Source organism: Actinoplanes sp. NPDC049802 (genome assembly GCF_040656595.1).
In the GTDB taxonomy this organism is placed as follows: domain Bacteria; phylum Actinomycetota; class Actinomycetes; order Mycobacteriales; family Micromonosporaceae; genus Actinoplanes.
In genome coordinates this window covers 1-16,111 of the sequence record NZ_JBFAMR010000117.1, presented here as the reverse complement: position 1 = coordinate 16,111, position 16,111 = coordinate 1, and the positions used below count along the sequence as shown (strand labels likewise).

At 69.3% G+C, this 16,111-nt stretch carries 17 protein-coding genes and 1 pseudogene; 7 read left to right on the top strand and 11 right to left on the bottom strand.

Annotated elements, in window-relative coordinates; all coding sequences use genetic code 11:
* The 3 genes from AB0I88_RS38950 to AB0I88_RS38940 all read left to right on the top strand — a co-directional run.
* A partial coding sequence (locus tag AB0I88_RS38950; RefSeq protein WP_361036895.1) for an OB-fold nucleic acid binding domain-containing protein occupies positions 1 to 1,041 on the top strand: 1,041 nt, incomplete at its 5' end.
* 23 nt (positions 1,042 to 1,064) lie between these two features.
* On the top strand, positions 1,065 to 1,532 hold the full coding sequence (locus tag AB0I88_RS38945) for a transcriptional repressor (protein ID WP_361036893.1): 468 nt from the start codon (positions 1,065 to 1,067) through the stop codon (positions 1,530 to 1,532).
* Positions 1,529 to 1,987: a rhodanese-like domain-containing protein gene (locus AB0I88_RS38940; RefSeq protein ID WP_361036891.1), complete on the top strand. Its 459-nt coding sequence runs from the start codon at positions 1,529 to 1,531 to the stop codon at positions 1,985 to 1,987. The genes AB0I88_RS38945 and AB0I88_RS38940 overlap by 4 nt, the downstream gene beginning before the upstream one ends.
* 89 nt (positions 1,988 to 2,076) lie before the next feature.
* On the opposite strand, the gene AB0I88_RS38935 is transcribed toward AB0I88_RS38940, so the two are convergent.
* From AB0I88_RS38935 to AB0I88_RS38910, 6 genes are all read right to left on the bottom strand, one after another.
* Positions 2,077 to 2,973 (bottom strand): SAM-dependent methyltransferase, encoded by an 897-nt coding sequence (locus AB0I88_RS38935; RefSeq protein WP_361036889.1) that lies wholly within the window; start codon positions 2,971 to 2,973, stop codon positions 2,077 to 2,079.
* Between the two features lie 116 nt (positions 2,974 to 3,089).
* Positions 3,090 to 4,727, bottom strand: coding sequence for a hypothetical protein (locus AB0I88_RS38930; RefSeq protein WP_361036888.1), 1,638 nt, complete (start codon positions 4,725 to 4,727; stop codon positions 3,090 to 3,092).
* The gene (locus AB0I88_RS38925) at positions 4,724 to 5,620 is read right to left on the bottom strand and encodes an ABC transporter ATP-binding protein (RefSeq protein WP_361036886.1); all 897 of its coding nucleotides are present in this window, start codon (positions 5,618 to 5,620) and stop codon (positions 4,724 to 4,726) included. Before AB0I88_RS38925 ends, AB0I88_RS38930 begins: the two co-directional genes overlap by 4 nt.
* 113 nt (positions 5,621 to 5,733) lie before the next feature.
* Positions 5,734 to 7,038: a Na+/H+ antiporter NhaA gene (gene nhaA / locus AB0I88_RS38920; RefSeq protein ID WP_361036884.1), complete on the bottom strand. Its 1,305-nt coding sequence runs from the start codon at positions 7,036 to 7,038 to the stop codon at positions 5,734 to 5,736.
* A gap of 575 nt (positions 7,039 to 7,613) precedes the next feature.
* Entirely contained in the window at positions 7,614 to 7,886 is a 273-nt protein-coding gene (locus AB0I88_RS38915; RefSeq protein WP_361036898.1) for a DUF3040 domain-containing protein, read from the bottom strand.
* 95 nt (positions 7,887 to 7,981) lie between these two features.
* Positions 7,982 to 8,383, bottom strand: coding sequence for a PRC-barrel domain-containing protein (locus AB0I88_RS38910; protein WP_361036882.1), 402 nt, complete (start codon positions 8,381 to 8,383; stop codon positions 7,982 to 7,984).
* Positions 8,384 to 8,878: 495 nt separating this feature from the next.
* Between AB0I88_RS38910 and AB0I88_RS38905 the strand changes: the two genes are divergently transcribed.
* Both AB0I88_RS38905 and AB0I88_RS38900 read left to right on the top strand, forming a co-directional pair.
* Positions 8,879 to 9,205, top strand: coding sequence for a hypothetical protein (locus tag AB0I88_RS38905; protein ID WP_361036880.1), 327 nt, complete (start codon positions 8,879 to 8,881; stop codon positions 9,203 to 9,205).
* Positions 9,202 to 9,777, top strand: a complete 576-nt coding sequence (locus AB0I88_RS38900; protein WP_361036878.1) for an STAS domain-containing protein — start codon at positions 9,202 to 9,204, stop codon at positions 9,775 to 9,777. The genes AB0I88_RS38905 and AB0I88_RS38900 overlap by 4 nt, the downstream gene beginning before the upstream one ends.
* Before the next feature lie 203 nt (positions 9,778 to 9,980).
* On the opposite strand, the gene AB0I88_RS38895 is transcribed toward AB0I88_RS38900, so the two are convergent.
* On the bottom strand, positions 9,981 to 10,397 hold the full coding sequence (locus tag AB0I88_RS38895) for a PRC-barrel domain-containing protein (protein ID WP_361036876.1): 417 nt from the start codon (positions 10,395 to 10,397) through the stop codon (positions 9,981 to 9,983).
* Between the two features lie 318 nt (positions 10,398 to 10,715).
* On the opposite strand from AB0I88_RS38895, the gene AB0I88_RS38890 reads away from it, so the two are divergent.
* Positions 10,716 to 10,877 (top strand): hypothetical protein, encoded by a 162-nt coding sequence (locus AB0I88_RS38890; protein ID WP_361036874.1) that lies wholly within the window; start codon positions 10,716 to 10,718, stop codon positions 10,875 to 10,877.
* Between the two features lie 269 nt (positions 10,878 to 11,146).
* Positions 11,147 to 11,695 (top strand): BON domain-containing protein, encoded by a 549-nt coding sequence (locus AB0I88_RS38885; RefSeq protein WP_361036872.1) that lies wholly within the window; start codon positions 11,147 to 11,149, stop codon positions 11,693 to 11,695.
* On the opposite strand, the gene AB0I88_RS38880 is transcribed toward AB0I88_RS38885, so the two are convergent.
* The 4 genes and pseudogenes from AB0I88_RS38880 to AB0I88_RS38865 all read right to left on the bottom strand — a co-directional run.
* The gene (locus AB0I88_RS38880; protein WP_361036897.1) at positions 11,680 to 12,933 is read right to left on the bottom strand and encodes a cation:proton antiporter; all 1,254 of its coding nucleotides are present in this window, start codon (positions 12,931 to 12,933) and stop codon (positions 11,680 to 11,682) included. The two genes, AB0I88_RS38885 and AB0I88_RS38880, sit on opposite strands and share 16 nt — an antisense overlap.
* 352 nt (positions 12,934 to 13,285) lie before the next feature.
* Positions 13,286 to 14,227: a potassium channel family protein gene (locus AB0I88_RS38875; protein WP_361036870.1), complete on the bottom strand. Its 942-nt coding sequence runs from the start codon at positions 14,225 to 14,227 to the stop codon at positions 13,286 to 13,288.
* Positions 14,228 to 14,580: 353 nt separating this feature from the next.
* Positions 14,581 to 15,618: a hypothetical protein gene (locus AB0I88_RS38870; RefSeq protein WP_361036868.1), complete on the bottom strand. Its 1,038-nt coding sequence runs from the start codon at positions 15,616 to 15,618 to the stop codon at positions 14,581 to 14,583.
* A 230-nt stretch (positions 15,619 to 15,848) separates the two neighbouring features.
* A pseudogene (locus AB0I88_RS38865) lies at positions 15,849 to 16,111 on the bottom strand (hypothetical protein); the annotation flags it as partial.

Sequence of the window (16,111 nt, the reverse complement as noted above, 5' to 3'; positions counted from 1 at the left end):
CCCGACGTCAACCAGTCCGCCGGCCCGTTCACCCCGGTCGGCAAGGACATCCGGTTCGGCCTGGGCGCGGTCCGCAACGTCGGCGCCAACGTGGTCGACGCGATCGTACGCAGCCGCACCGAGCACGGCCCGGCCCACGACTTCCACGACTTCCTCGCCAAGGTCGACGCCGTCGCCTGCAACAAGAGGACGATCGAGTCGCTGATCAAGGCGGGCGCGTTCGACTCGATGGGGCACAGCCGCAAGGGCCTGCTCGCCGTGCACGCCGACGCCATCGACTCCTACGCCGATCTCAAACGGCACGAGGCGGCCGGCCAGTTCGACCTGTTCGGCTCGGCCTTCGGCGACACAGCGAGCCCGGCCGGCGGAACGGTGCTGTGCGCCCCCGTCCCCACACTCGAGTGGGACAAACGCGAACTGCTCGCCTTCGAACGGGAGATGCTCGGTCTCTACGTATCCGACCATCCCCTGTTCGGGCTGGAGCCCATCCTGGCCCGGGTTGCGGACCACCCGGTCACCGCGCTGTCGGAGGAGGGCGCGATCCCGGACGGCACGGTGGTGACGCTGGCCGGAATGCTCACCGGCGTCCAGCGCCGCATCACCAAACAAGGTAAGGCGTGGGCTTCGGCGAGCCTGGAGGACCTGGACGGCGGCGTCGAAGTGCTGTTCTTCCCCAACACCTACGAACTGGTCGGCCACGCCATCGCCGAAGACGCCATCGTGGTGGTCAAGGGCCGCCTCGACCGCCGCGACGACGTACCGCGGATCATGGCGATGGACCTGTCCGTCCCGGACCTCACCACGATCGGCACCGCCCGGCCCGTAGCGCTCACCCTGCCCGTGGCCCGCTGCACCCCCACGCTGGTGGAACGACTCCAAGAGGTCCTCACCGCCCACCCCGGCGGCGCCGAGGTCCACGTCAAGCTCACCAACGGTCCCCGCGGCACCCTGCTACGCCTGAACACGGTCCGGGTCGCTGCGACACCCCCGCTGCTCGCCGACCTCAAGGCCCTGCTCGGCGCGAACGCCGTCGCCCTGTGACCCCGCACACCGAAGGATCGACGATGACTCCCGTCCGCGCAGGCTCCCGCGACACCCGCCAGCGCGGCGAGGTCAGCGCCCGCCTCGCCGTCACCGACAACTTCCGGACCGCCCAGCAACTACACGCCGACCTGCGCGCTACCGGCAGCCGCATCGGCCTGACCACCGTCTACCGCATCCTGCAACGCCTCATCGACACCGGCGAGGTCGACGTCATGCGGCTGCCCAACGGCGAACGCCTGTTCCGCCGCTGCCCCGCCGCCACCCACCATCATCACCTGGTCTGCCGGCACTGCGGCCACACCATCGAGATCGGCAACCTCGGTGTGGACATCAGGGCCGCGCAGCTGGCCGCGGCACACGGCTTCACCGACCTCACCCACATCGTCGAGATCTTCGGCACCTGCGCCGGCTGCGCCACCTCCACCGCATCCGAACGCCCGTCGCCTACCGAGGACAGCCATCGACCCCAGGAGAACCCAATATCATGATCAACCTTCGACGTCCGCGACGCGTGTGGGCGGCCGCGATCACGGCCGCTCTCCTGCTGTCCACCGGATGCGGCGGCACCGGCACGGAGCCGGCCGCCACCGGCGCCGCCCCAGCCACCGCGACCGCCGCCGACACCGGTGACCACCTGGCCCCCGACAGCTTCGCCACCGCCATCGCCCGTCCCGGAACGGTGCTGCTCGACGTGCGAACCCCGCAGGAATTCGCCGCCGGGCACCTGCCCGGCGCGGTCAACCTCGACATGGAGGCCACCGACTTCGCCACTCGCATCGCCGAACTCGACCACGGCGGCACCTACGCCCTCTACTGTCACAGCGGCCGGCGCTCCGGCCTGGCGGCCGACCAGATGCACGCAGCGGGCTTCACCGCCGTCATCGACCTCGCCGGTGGCATCAGCGCCTGGGCGGCCACCGGCAGGACGCTCACCGCAGACTGAGCCGCCCACCCGGGCCGCTGGCGGCAACCTGTCAGTGACACCAGAAAAACAGATCAAATCGAGGACGGCCGGCGAGCCCGGAGCGGTTACTACACAGAACTGGCCTCAGCCGGGCGGTCGGCGTACACGAATCGTTCGATCGGTGACACGGTCAGATCCCGTCCGAGAGAACGCAGATAGCGGTCGGTGTACTCGGTGGGCCCGACATGCTCGCGTTCGGTCCACCCGAAGGTGCGCAGCAGCTTCGGCGTCTCTTCGGGCAGCAAACCGAAGTGCCAGACCTGGCGTTTGGTGACGAACTCGTGCCGTGCGGGTGCGGCGCCGTAGTTGTGGGTGCCGTCGAGGAAGTCCCGACGCAGGTAGGTGAAGATGAGCCGGCTGGCCGGCGCGGCGGCGGTGAGACCGGCCAGTGTCCGGTGGACGGTATCCTCGGTCAGGTACTGCGTGACGGCCTCCCAGACGAACATGGCCGGGAGGTTCCAGTCCAAGCCTGCCGTGGTGAGCGCGCCGGCGAGGTCGTCGATTTTGAGATCGACTGCGGTAAGGGTGATGCCGTCCGGGATCCGGCCGTGGATTTCGGTGAGCCGGCGGCGCTTGTAGGCGATGTTGGCGGGCAGGTCGGTTTCGAAGCTGCGGGCGCCGGCCGGCGCCACGAGCCGGCGGGCGCGGGTGTCGAGTCCCGCGCCGAGGAACACGAACTGGCTGATGCCGTCGTGCAAGGCCTCGCGCACTTTGTCGTCGGCATAGCGTTTCCGGCACAGCAGGCTGGCCCAGAGGCCGTCGGCTTTGCTGTCGGTGGCCTTCACCAGCAGTTGGTGGACCGGTTTCCACCGGCAGGCACCGACGATCAGCCGTTGCCCGGCCGGGAGCAGGCGGGCGGCGTCAGGGTCGTCGAACAGTCGCTGATGCGCGGGTAGGTGCTGCTCGCAGGCGGCGATCACCATCGGGCCGAAGGCTGTCTGTGCCGCGGCCGGTGTGGTTGTCATCTCGTAGCTCCTTGACGCGGCGCGGGGGCCAGGGCGTTGACGGGCGCCCCGGCGGTGCGTGGTGTGTGGTCGGCTGGTCTGAGCAGGTGATCGACGACCCGGGTCTGCTGTGGGGGTCATGAGTTCAGGTCCCGGTAGCGGTATCCGCCGAGACCGGCGATGGTCAGCGCTGCCGCCATCGCGAGCATGATCATCGAAGCGGTCGGATCGGGGCCGGTCAGCGGTACCGGTGCCAGGTGAGCGAACGGTGAGAGGTCGCGGACCCACGCTGGTGCGGCGACGCTCTCGGCGATGACCAGCAACAAGAACCCGCCGACGGCGGGAAGAGTGCCGAGAAGCCCGGTCAGGCGGGGCACCCAGCCGACGGCGAAGACCGCCGCGCCGAGGCTGAGCAGCACGATCGGCAGGACGTTCCAGACCCCGCGCAGCGCCGCTCCGATGGCGAGTTCCCCACCCATGACGGTGACACCGGCCCAGGTGAGCAGACCGGCGACGGTGACCAGAATCGTCGCGGCCACCGCCGTGACGGCGATCTCGGCGCCGAGCAGCCGGATCCGGGTGACGGGCCGGCCGGCGAGCAACGTCAGCCGCCGGTCGGTCTCGGCGGCGATCAGCTCGCCCATCCGGACCGCGGTGAAAACCCCGGCGGGCATGGCGAGCAGCGCGAACAGGGTGGCGGCGAACCCGGCGATGCTGCCGAGCGCGTCGAAACCGGCCTGTGCCGCCTGGCCGGCCATGGCGGGGTTGTCGCGCAGGAAACCGGTGACCGAGACCGCGGTCAGCCCGATCAGCAGATAGTAGGCGCCGACGCCGACCGACCACCCGGTCAGTGGCCGCAGCACCCTCCGGACGGCGAAGGTCTCCACACCGGCCAGCAGCCGCGTACGCGGGGGCCGCCCGGCCGCCGGCTCGAGCAGACCACCCCGGACGTCACGTCGGCCGGCCGCGGTCAGCGCCGCGACGGTGACCAGGACGCCGGCCACCGCCAGCAGCACCAACGGCAGGACACGGTCCTGGGCGTACGGGCCACTGAGCGCGAGCAGCCCGAACGGGGACAGCCAGTGCAGCCAGCCGAGGGCGTTGACACCGTCGCCGATCATGCGGGCCAGCAGGCCGACCCCCAGCACCGCTACCGCCGTGCCGGTCGCCGGTGAGCGGGCGGGGAACACCTGGGCGGTCAGCGCGGCCACCGCGGCGAAGAACATGCCGAGCAGTCCGGTGCCCACACCGTGGACGAGCGCGCCGGCAGCCGGGGTGCCGGTGATCAGAAGGACAGCCGTGATGGCGATCGTGGTGGCGGCCGCGACCGCCATCACGGCGGCGATATGGCGGATCAGCACGTTGCGCAGCGGCAGACGGCCGGACAGCAGCACATCCCATCGGCCGGCGTCCTCCTCGCCCCGGGTGATCCGGGTGACCGCAAGGATCGACCAGGCCGCCAGCAGCACGGCGAAAACGGTGCCGATCCGCCACACGGTGAACCCGCCGGCGGTGTCCAGACCGACCGGCGCGCCGAACAACGTGCGGATCGCCGGGTTCGCGGCCAGCGCCTGCAAGCCGCCGACCGCCGCCGGGTCGGCCATGACCTGCGTGTAACTGGCGACCACGACGGCTGTCATACCTACGGCCAGGCAGGTGACGATCAGACCGCCGCGCCGGACCTGCCGCATCGCCAGCCAGGTGACGGCCCGTCCCGGCGCCGGATCCGCGGTGAGACTGACAGGAGCCGACGCGGGCAGGGTGTCGGTGGTCACCGGGCCACCTCCTGCTGCCCGTAGTAGTCGAGGAAGATCTCCTCCAGGCTCGGTTCCCGCACGGCCAGCGCGGTGACGTCGGCGGCGGCGAGCGCCTGCAGCGCCGGGGCGGGCGCGCCGGTGAGCGTGAACCGAACTCGCCCGTCACCTGCGGGCTGAACCGTTTCGATCCCGGGGATCTCGGTCAGGTCGGGCGCGGAGCCGGTGTAGGAGATCGTCACCTCCGAGCGGTGCAGGCCCCGCAACTCGCCGATCGTGGAGACCTCGACGAGCCGGCCGGCGCGCAGGATGCCGACGCGGTCGCAGACGGCTTCGACCTCGGCGAGCTGATGAGAGCTGAGAAACACCGTCTGCCCGCGGTCGCGGGCGTGCCGGACCGCGGTACGGAACTCGCGTTCCATCAGCGGGTCCAGGCCGCTGGTCGGCTCGTCGAGCACCAGCAGCGGGGCCCGGGTGGCGAACGCGGCGATCAGCGCCACCTTCTGCCGGTTGCCCGTCGAGTACGTCCGGGCCGGCTTCGACACGTCGAGGGCGAACCGCTCGACGAGTTCGTCGCGGTAGGCGCTGTCGGTGCCCGGCCCGGTCCGGGCTTGCAGGTGCAGGATCTCGGTGCCGGTCAGCTGCGGCCACAGCGCGACATCGGCCGGCATATAGGCCAGGTGCCGGTGGGCGTGGGCCACGTCGGCGGCGTCGACGCCGAACACCTCGGCACGGCCGGCGGTCGGCCGGGCCAGGCCGAGCAGCAGGCGGATGGTCGTGGATTTGCCGGCCCCGTTCGGGCCCAGAAACCCGAACACCTCCCCCGGCATGACGTCCAGGGTCAACGTGTCGAGGGCGGTGAGGCGGCCGTAGCGTTTCGTCAGCTGGACAGCGCGCAGCGCAGGATTGGTCATCGCAGCGATGCCTTCCGGTCGGGACGTGGATCAATGACCGCCGACCAGACTTCCCGGCACACCTGTTCTCACCGTACGCCTGTCCCGTACTCCGCGGGAAGGCCGACCTGCGGTCAGCGTCGCACGGGGTCGTCGTCCCAGAAGTCGGGGATGCCGTCGGCGTCGGTGTCGCGTTCCTCGGCGGCGCACAGCTGCCGGTAGTGCCGGTTGCGGGCCCGCAGCACCACCATGGCCGACAGCGCCGAGATCAAGGATCCGGCCAGGATGCCGATGCGGGCGTGTCCGTCCTTCTCGCTGCCGACCCCGAACGCGAGTTCGCCGATCAACAGTGACACCGTGAACCCGATCCCCGCCAGCAGCGCGAGGCCGAGGACGTCCCACCAGCTCACCCCGTCGCCGAGGGTGGCGCGGGTGAACCGTTGCACCAGCCACGTCGACCCGAGCACCCCGACGCATTTGCCGACCACCAGGCCCAGCATGATCCCGATCGTGACCGGGTCACGTAGGGTCTCGCCGAGCCCGCCGGCTCCGGCGACCGACACCCCGGCGGCGAAGAACGCGAACACCGGCACCGCGAATCCGGCCGACACCGGCCGCCAGCGGTGCTCGAAGTGCTCTGCCAGGCCCGGTCCGTCGCCGGGGCTGCGGTGGACGACCGGGACCATGAAGCCGAGCAACACCCCGGCGACGGTGGCGTGGATGCCGGAGGCGTGCACCAGCGTCCACGTCGCCGCCGCGAGAGGCAGCAGCAGCCACCACGAGCGGACCCGCCGCTGCACCAGCACCGCGAACAATCCCAGCGGTACCAGGGCGGCGGCCAGCGGCAGCAGGCTCAGCGAGCTGGTGTAGAACACCGCGATGATCAGGATCGCCAGCAGGTCGTCGACCACCGCCAGGGTGAGCAGGAAGGTGCGCAGCGCGGCCGGCAGATGGGTGGAGATGACCGCCAGCACGGCGAGCGCGAACGCGATGTCGGTGGCGGTCGGCACCGCCCACCCGCGCAGCGCCCCACCCGTCAGGCCGGCGTTGACCGCCACGTAGATCAACGCGGGCACGGCCATCCCACCGACCGCGGCGGCGACCGGCAGCACCGCCCGCCGCGGATCCCGCAGGTCCCCGGCCACGAACTCGCGTTTGAGCTCGAGACCGGCGACGAAGAAGAAGATCGCCAGCAGCCCGTCCGCCGCCCACTGGCCCAACGTCAAGTCAAGGTGCAGCGCATGCGGGCCGATCGTGAACGCGACCAGATCCTGGTATCCCGACGCCCACGGCGAATTCGCCCAGACCAGCGCCAGCACCGCGGCACCGAGCAGCAACGCGCCACCGACGGTCTCGGTGCGAAGGATGTCGCCGATGCGGCTGACCTCCGGCCAGCTACCCCGCCCGAACAGGTGACGGTGAGGCGGTGTCGCGGTCACAGGAGCGTCCTCCGAACAATCGGGCACGGCGATGACATCGCCGACCAGACTTCCCGGCACACCTGATCCGAACCTACCGTGTCGCGGCGGTCACGGCAGCGATTGACATCACCCGAAGCCGGAGGCTCATCGACAGCCGAACACGGCCCGTCCCAGAAGGTCGACAGCAGTAGCCACACCGTGTTCGGCCCGCACCCGGTCCCCCAGCCGGCGCGCCGCGGCCATGAACTCGAGATCATCGAGGGCTACTGGCGCTGGCCGGTGGGTACGTCGACTCCTGCGGTGGTACGAGTCGCGGAAGCTCCGCCGGGGCGTACGCTGACGATCCGATGTCGGGGCCGCGACGGGCTCGGCTGGTGGCCCGGTGCGGTGTCACACGATTGAGACGGAATCGCCGACCGAACGCCATGCCTGTGCCGGAGGCTTCGGCGAAAGGTTCGCGGCCGCACGGCCTGGCGCGTTCTTCCCCCGGAGCCCATGAGTCTGCGGCCGCGACCTTTGGCATTGATGCCGACCAGCCGCGCTCGGCCACGGCCCAAGCCAGGCCATCGATCTTCTGATGACGGGGCGAACGATCACTCAGCGGGCCGGCGCGAGCGGAGGATTCCCACACCGGCGGCAACCGCTACCGCGACGCAGGTGAGCAGCACGCCGGCGGCACCCCACACCACCATCAACACCGAGAGACCGCCCCACACCAGGGCTCCCACGATCGCGAGCACGGTCACCATGACCCGCCGTGGAATCATCCGGACCGGGCGGGCCAGAGACGGGTCCTCTGCCGCCAGCCGACCGACGATCTGGTCGAATTCGCGGCGCGTATCTCTGGCCGACACGTTGCTCACCACCTCATCCAAGGTCGAAATATCCGTACGCCGAAGTCATATCCTCGAAATCCGCTACTGGCCCATGACAAGTTCATGCCGAGCCGGGCGCGGGCTCGTCAGCGGAAGAAGCCGCGCGGCGGCGGGATGAACGCGGTGAAGCCGTAGTAGCCGTACAGGTCGGTCAACGGCTCCTCCCGGTCGACGAGATCCGGGGCGTACTGCGGCGCTTCGGCCACCTGCACCCGCGTCCGGTCGAGGCGGACCACGCCATCGGTCACCTGGCACACCGTCTCCACCGGAATGAGCAGAGGCATCGCACCGACCCCGAACAGACCGCCATGCTCGACCACCAGAAGCCGCACCTTCCGCTGTTCCGGATCGATCAGCAGGTCAACGACTGTGTCGATCTCATGACCGTCACAATCCAGAACCGTGCGCCCCCGAACGTCCTGATCCGGATCGGCGAGCAGCCGCCCGCTGTCATCCAGCCGCATCAGGGTGCCGGACTCCACGTTCATGGCATCCCCCTTGTTCCGGCCGGGAACGGACGGCCATGGATTCCATCGACTGCCGCCCATGGTAGGGAGGTCGTCCTGCGATCCGGGCACGAACTCTTCTCGATTGTGTGACAGCCAGTCAGCGGCGGAGGTCCCTGCCGCGGGCGGCTGGAGAACACCCACCAGCCCAGCCGCCGGCGAGGTCTCGGACTGCGTTCACCGGCTCGCCGCGCGGGCGCACCTCGCCGGCTTCCGGCCGTACCTGAGGATCTCCGAGGGTCAGCACCGACGTCTCCGGGGTGGCCGGTGCCGCGGCGGCGACGCGGGCGCGGAGCCCGCAGCCGCGCCGCGAGCCCTTTGAATCGCGCATGATGCCCGGAAGACGGCAGGTGAGCCCGTCGAGACCGCGGCGGCACCATTTGTCATGCAACTGTCATCGGTAAGGGAGGCATTCGCAGAGAGGGCCGGGCAGTCTGACCGTTGTCGAGCCGGGTCACGGCCGGAAGGGGGCACGTCATGACGGCACACAGTCTGATCATCGCGGTGGCGGTCGGCGTCGTGACCGGCGTTGCCGGCCGTCTCTTCGCCAGGCGCAGACGACTGGTACCGGTATGGCTGCCGATCTCTGCCGGTGTCGCCGCCGCCGTGCTCGCGACCGTCCTGACCTGGCTGGCAGACGCCATCCTTTCCGGGCTGTCGGATGCGGCCGTCGTGCTGCAGGTGCTGTTCGCCGCCGCCGCAGTGGCGATAGTGGTGCTCACGGCGGACCGGCCCGCTCCGGTACCGCTTGAAACACCTACCAGAGGGTCGCTGGGATCGACCGGCAAGGGGCAGCTGCAATGACGGCGGTCCCGGGCACCGAGCCGGGCACCCTCACGTTGATCTGCGACGAGTGCGGCGACACCGTCGACGCCCCCGAGGTCGCGCACGACGAGGAGATCGTGTGGCCACGGCTCGGCCCGCTGGGCTGGTCCGGCTCACCGTTCGCCGCCGGCCAGCACCGATGCCCGCCGTGCAGCCTGCTTCCCCCACCGTACGACCGGTTGCCGACGAGCCGCCCGCAGTTGGGCGCCTCCTACGATTTGCGCGAACACGACGATGTCGACGCCGTGGTCATCACGCCGCTGACGGATGTCGACGCCGAAGCCACGGTCGTGCTCCGGGAAGCTCTGGAGCAGGCGCTGGATACATATCGACACGTCCTGGTGGACATGCGTGCCGCCGAGGTCATCGACTCCGCCGGCCTCGGCATGCTGGTACGTGCCCGTCAGCACGCCAAGCAGCGGGGAGGAACGCTGACGCTGGCGGCACCGTCACGGTACGTACGGACGGTGTTGCACACCATGCGCCTGGAGGGACTCTTCGCCATTGCGGAGAACGCCACTACGGTGCTGGACGCACGCCACGACAGCTGAGGTGTTCGACGGCGCTCCCGGCCCTGAACTCGCCCGGCCGGGGATCGAATGCACCGGAAACCGTCACGTCGCATCGTCCGTGAACGATCAACGGACGATGCGACGGTTCATGTCGGAGGACGAGCCCTCGGTCACCGGCACCCGGCTGTTCAGCCTCACGGCGCCCCAATGCAGACCGAGACGGGTTCGATCGTCATCTCACCTCAGCGGAAGAACCCGCGGCTCGGCGGCACGTAGCCGGGCGCCCCGTACGGCGCGTAGCCGTAGTAGGCGTACAGCTCGCTCATCTGCTCGTCGCGATCCACGAGTTCCGGGTCGTAGCCAGGTGCGCCGGCGACCTGCACCCGCGATCGGCCGATCATGACCACGTCGTCGGCGACACGTTCGACGGTCTCCACCGGAAGGAACAACGGGGTCGCGCCGATGCCGAGCAGCCCGCCGTGCTCGACGCGCAGCATGCGCACCTTCTGCTGCTCGTTGTCGACGAGCAGATCGTCGACCTTGCCGATCTCGTCGCCGTCACGGTCGACGACCTTGTAGCCGCGAATGTCCTGGCCCGGGTCGGCCAGCATCCGATCGCTGTCGCCGAGTCGCATCAGTGTTCCGGATTCCGTGTGCATGGTGCTCCTCCTCCCACCGGCCGAGGGCCGGAGAGGTCATGGATGCTTGCGGTCACGGTTCGCCTCGAACGCTAACCAGCCGACCACACAGCGAGCACACGGACGGCGATCAGTTCGATGACACGACGGCATCGCGCATCCGTCGCCGACAGCCGTTCAGCGCCACGACCCCCTGCTGTTCTCCGAAGACCGGTAGCACCGCTTCTCGCGGTCTTGCGAGCCGCCACAGCATCGTCACGAAGTCGTCGCCGTTCCGAAGGCGGACCAGCAAGGGCAGGCACGAACGTGAATGGCATCGACTGTAGTGAAGGAGGGCCGATGCGTACGTTCGTCATCTGTTTGGCCGTCACCGGACTCATCGTCACCGTCGTCGGATCGGTGTACGGGGAGGGGTGGATGATTCTCGTGGGTATCGCCGCGCTCGTCGCGGTGCTCGTCATGATCGGGCAGGGCGCGGTCCGTCTTCGCCGTGATCGTTGAGAGCAATGCTCAGTCCGGAGCCCGCATCGTTGTCACGGCGTTGTCATGCAACGGGGGCGAAATCGCCACGCGAGGGGACAATAATGCTGAAAGAGGCCACGAGGAGGTCTTGTTCCACAACCGGGTGGCGGGGTACCGGTTCGGGCTCCGCCGCCCGGGCGTGTCAGCCGTTTCTCGTCACGCAAGTGTCACCGGGTCGCGGGACAACCTCCACGTGACGCGGCCATCCTGAACGGGACCGATGACCGCAGCGACGACGGAGTAGCAGCGTGTGGCCTCTTTCCTCGGACGACCGATGGCTCAACCGGCGGGCACTGCCCGCCGGCGGACGCGACGTCGAACTGACCTGCCGGGTGATCGAGCGAATCCTGGGGGATCCGCGGCTGAGCGGTGAGTTCATCACCGTCGAGGTGCAGAATCGGGTCGCGAACCTGATTGGCACGGTCAGCAGCCTCTACGCCCGGGTCGCCGCAGCGGATCTGGCCCGGTCGACACCCGGTGTGACCGACATCTGCAACCGCCTCGCCCTCGCCGGAGTCCGCGACGCCACCGACAGCTGGCAACATCGTGAGCCGGACCCGTTCGACGACATCGTCGCGGGCTGGGACAGCCACCGGCCGCAGCCACCAAAGGCCGAAGTCGCCCGGTCACAGCCGCAGGGAAGAATGCTGCGTGCCGCGGCCGGTCTACTGGCCGCCGCGGCCGGCATCCTGTGGATCGCGCTCGTGCCCCTGCATCCCGGAGCCGGTCTCGTCGTCGTTGTCTGCCTGAGCGGCGCCGCGGCCTTGGCTGTCCTAGCCGGTCAGCCTTCGTCCTGACGCGTGGTCTTTCCCCTAGGGGCATTACGGCGAGCGGACCTCACCGTCCGGCGCACCACTCCGTACCAGCCGGGGACGTCGGCCTGCTCGTCGAACGCACGGGCGACCACCACATCGGTCGAGGAATGCAACAGGATCGACAGCACGATGGTTACCGCCACCAGGTGAAAGATGTCGTCCGCGGCGGCGATCCCGGACTCGAGCACCAGCAGGCCGTACACCACCGACGCGAATCCTTTCGGGCCGAACCACATCGCCGCCGCCTGCTCCCGCAGGCCCAGGCCCGACCGCAGGAACGACAGCCACAACGCGACCGGCCGGGCCACGAAGATCGCCAGGACCGCGAACACCCAACCGGTCCAGGAGATCTCGCCGAGAAACGCCGGCGAGATCAGCGCCCCGAACACCAACAGAGCCGCCAACTTGAGCAACTCGGCGATGTTCTCCCCGAAATGCTCGAACGCCGCGCGCTGGCGTGGGCCGAACGTGGCCACCGTGATACCGGCGGCGAACGCGGCCAGAAACAGATTGGCATGTGTGGCCTGACCGACGGCGAGCACCAACAGCCCGATGGCGAGCCCATTGAGCGGCTCATAGGCCGGCGACGCGGCGAAGAACCGGCTTCGCTCCAGCAGGATCGCCGCGACCGGGATGACCACCCCGATGATCAAACCCAGCGACAGCTCAAGGGCGAGTTCCCCCAGGTGCAGGTCGTCGGAACCGGCCGCAACCGCAAGGAAGACGATGACGAACGGCAGCGCGAGCCCGTCGTTGACACCGGACTCCACGTTGAGCAAATGCCGCAGCCGTGCGGGCACCTTGTCGTTGCCGACCAGCGCAGACGCGAACACCGGGTCGGTCGGCGCCAGGATCGCACCGATCAGCAGCGACTCCGCCCACCCCAGCCCGGCGACATAGTGGGCGGCGATCGCCGTCACCAGCAGCGTCAGCGGCAGGCCCCAGCCCAGCGCCCGGCCCGGCAGTCGCCACGCCGACCGCAGATCGGCCCAGCCGACCCGCATGCCGTCGGTGAACAGCACCGCGAACAACGCCAACTCGGCCAGCACACCGACGATGGCGTCATCGGCGCCGACATCGATGACGCCGGTGACATCCGGGCCGAGAAGGAAACCGGCGGCCAGGAACAGCACCGCGGTGGACAGGATGGTCCGGCCGGCGAGAGCGGACACCAGGACCGCCAGGAGAAGCACACTGGCGAAGGCGAGCAGCAGCAACAGAAACCTCAGTCGTCAAGGAAAAGTGAACCCGTTGCCGACCAGACTTCCCGGCGCGCCGCCCAGAACCCTACCGCATCCGGGCACACCCGGCAGCGGGGCTATGGCACGGCGCGCCACAGCTTACGGCGCCCCCAGATGTCACGAGACCGTCATACGCGGCCGTGGACGGCGCACGATCGACATGCGATCGACATGATTCCCGAGCGGACATGGTCCTGTCCGACCGTCAAGCCCCAACGCTCCTTGTGTATGTGTGAGGATGCCACTGCCTGCCTCGCGCACAGCTCGCCGTCGAAGTCGCGAGCATCAGCAGCTGGGCCGACCACGTCGGCCCCACGGCCGGCGCAACGGGTCAAGGACGGGTCTGCACCTGGATCAGCCGGTCGTCCTCGGCGAACGCCTCGATCTGGTCGTAACGCATGAGCCGGCTGTCTCGCACGACAGCGAGCACCAGGTCGTCGCAATCCTTCGGCGATGACCCCACCTCGTCCGGGCGCACCGGGCGGTCGATGAGCCGCAGGCCGTTTCCCTGGATCAGCAGGTCGCCGATCACCTCGCTGGCTGCTGGGCTGCGCGCCGCCAGGCCCAGCAGCCGGCCGGCCGCCTCCGAGGAGGTGATGACCGAGGTGGCGCCGCTGCGGCGCAGCAGCGCCACGTTCTCCGAAGCGCGTACCGCCACGGTGATGGTGGCGCTGCCGTTGAGTTCGCGCACGCTCAACGTGACCAGCGCCGCGGTGTCGTCGCGGTCGGCGGCCACGATGACGCGTGCGGCCTGTTCGACGCCGGAACGCCGTAGGATCATGGCGCGGGTCGCGTCGCCGACGATCGCGGCGTGTCCGTCGTCGGTGGCCTCCTGCGCCGCCGTCGCAGATGTGTCCACGACGACGAACTGCTCGTTGCGGTCGGCGGCTTCCCGGAGCGCCCGGATCGCGGCGCGGCCCTTGTTGCCGTAGCCGATGACAACGGTGTGCCCGAGCAAGCGAGACCTCCAACGGTTCAGCCGCCACTGCCGGCGGGTGCGCTGGGTCAGCACCTCGAAGGTGGTGCCGACCAGCAGCGCGAGGAAGAACACCCGCAGCGGCATGATCACCACGAGGTTCACCAGCCGGGCCGAACGCGACACCGGAACGATGTCGCCGTAACCGGTCGTGGACAGGCTGACGCCGGAGTAGTAGGCCGCGTCCAAGACCGACACATACCCGTCGCGGTTGTCGGCATAGCCGTCTCGGTCCAGCAGAACAGTCGACGTCATGACCACCACGGCGGCAAGAGCCAGCAGCAGACGACGGGTCATGGTCCGCACGGGGCCCGTCGGCCGCTGGGGCAGCAGAACCTCCTCGCTAGCCCCCGTCACCGCCGACCCTTCTTCTCTCACCCCAGGACACGGCGCCAGTCTGGCGGTACACGATGACGATGTCCATTGCCGGTACCGGCACGGGGCCGGCTCCGGCCCCGTGCAGTCAACTATGGCGCGCGGTACCGGTAGCCCAAGGACCGATCACACCGCCACGCCCCAAGCGCTCCTCCATCACCAGCAGGTCCGGGTGCAGATCCTCTCGATCGTATGGTTCGGTCTCGGCACCGCACGCCCATCACCCAATGATCCGGCACACTGTCCCACGGGCGTCGGACGGCTGGTCCGGAATGTCAAGCGGGACCGCGTCGTAGGCTGTCCCACAGCCGTAGGACCCGTAGCGTGATCCAGCGGCTGCCGGTTCGGCGGGCCGGGCGCTCCGGGCGGTAGCAGGTGGGTGCCGGGCATGAGCGCAGCATGGGCCAGGTGCCGTCGGGAAGCCGCCATGCGGCGATCCGGGTCAGCGCCGCTGTCATTCGCTCGGCCGGTACGTCGACATCCACTGCGAGCTGCGCCATTTCCAGCAGATCGGTCTGATAGGTCAGCGGGAAGGCCGGTGCGAGCCACCGCTCAGCTGCCGGACCGTGGGCGGTGGGCGCGGCGCCGAGGGGAATGACGTCGCCGTCGCGGCGACGGAACACTTCCCGGTCAGCGAGAAGGTCACGGATCGCGTCGAGCACACGTTGTCCTTCTGGCGTGCCGAGTCCCGCATCACGTGCCCTCACCAGCGCCAGACCGCACTTCACGACACCCAACAGGCAGGTGGTGCCCGCCAGGCAGCCGCCGTACCGGGTAGCCAGATAGCGACCCCAGACGGGACGCGTCACACCGAGGTAGTCCCGGCCTCCGTAGCGGACGTGCTGGTAGGTGGCGATCCAGCTCAGCGGTCCGGCGGCGGCGTCCGGGCGGCCGGCACGCAGCATCATGTCGGCCATGATGCCGGTGTAGCACGACAGCACGCCGTCGGGCCGGCCGTTGATGCTCACACCGCCGTCCTCGACGACGGTGTGAGCATCGAGGAACTCCAGCGCCCTGCCGAGCCCTGAGTGGTCGGCGGTCATCCCCAGTTCGGAGAACGTCTTCGCTGTCCAAAAGGTGGGCAGTATCCGCCGGCACGCCTGTGGCGCATCGCCCCACGAACCGTCAGCCGCTTGCTTCGCCAGAACATCGGCGATCTCCTGATGCGCGGAGATCCGCGTTCGCAGAACACCTGGAGGCGGACCGGCCTGATCCGATTCGCCGTCCATCATGGCGATCTGCAAAGCCACGGCCGGATCCGCTGTGGCTGCCAGAAACGCGCGGACCCTCACCTCGTCCACGAGTTCGTCCATACCCCAGGCTCGGCTTGCGGCTGCGGCACACGGTAGGGACCAACGGCATGCCGCAGCGGGAGCTTTCGACCACGCGTTCAGCGCTGCCCGGCGGTGCCGTATCAGGCTCGTCTACTCGATGCAGTTCAACCCTGCGCGGCACCCCGAGCATCCGCTTCGGGCCCTGATTTATGAAACGCTCGCCAGCGCTGCCCGGTCAGAGCCGGGCGATCACGGTCGTCAGCTGAGCTTCACGTTGAAGATCGGGCTGGTGCCAACCTTCTGAAGGAGGCCAGGCCGGCCGTGGTGCTGTCGACGCTGATGTCACGGCCGCCCTCGTCGTCGGTCTTGGTGTCGAAGTGGACGATCGCCTTGATCGCGGGCCGTTTCGACAGCTGTGGCAGCACGCTGTCGTACAAGAACGATTTGTCGGTGTCACGGCCGATGCGGTGGTAGGCGCCCCACTCCGCGATCATGATCGGCTTGCTCTGGTGTTTGGTGGTCGCCCAGTCGT

Excerpts from the sequence above, each read along its gene's own strand:
- AB0I88_RS38945 (WP_361036893.1), top strand. The coding sequence starts at position 1,065 with ATGACTCCCGTCCGCGCAGGCTCCCGCGACACCCGCCAGCGCGGCGAG.
- AB0I88_RS38940 (WP_361036891.1), top strand. The coding sequence starts at position 1,529 with ATGATCAACCTTCGACGTCCGCGACGCGTGTGGGCGGCCGCGATCACG.
- AB0I88_RS38935 (WP_361036889.1), bottom strand. The coding sequence starts at position 2,973 with ATGACAACCACACCGGCCGCGGCACAGACAGCCTTCGGCCCGATGGTG.
- AB0I88_RS38925 (WP_361036886.1), bottom strand. The coding sequence starts at position 5,620 with ATGACCAATCCTGCGCTGCGCGCTGTCCAGCTGACGAAACGCTACGGC.
- AB0I88_RS38910 (WP_361036882.1), bottom strand. The coding sequence starts at position 8,383 with ATGAACGTGGAGTCCGGCACCCTGATGCGGCTGGATGACAGCGGGCGG.
- AB0I88_RS38905 (WP_361036880.1), top strand. The coding sequence starts at position 8,879 with ATGACGGCACACAGTCTGATCATCGCGGTGGCGGTCGGCGTCGTGACC.
- AB0I88_RS38900 (WP_361036878.1), top strand. The coding sequence starts at position 9,202 with ATGACGGCGGTCCCGGGCACCGAGCCGGGCACCCTCACGTTGATCTGC.
- AB0I88_RS38895 (WP_361036876.1), bottom strand. The coding sequence starts at position 10,397 with ATGCACACGGAATCCGGAACACTGATGCGACTCGGCGACAGCGATCGG.
- AB0I88_RS38890 (WP_361036874.1), top strand. The coding sequence starts at position 10,716 with ATGCGTACGTTCGTCATCTGTTTGGCCGTCACCGGACTCATCGTCACC.
- AB0I88_RS38875 (WP_361036870.1), bottom strand. The coding sequence starts at position 14,227 with ATGACCCGTCGTCTGCTGCTGGCTCTTGCCGCCGTGGTGGTCATGACG.
- AB0I88_RS38870 (WP_361036868.1), bottom strand. The coding sequence starts at position 15,618 with ATGGACGAACTCGTGGACGAGGTGAGGGTCCGCGCGTTTCTGGCAGCC.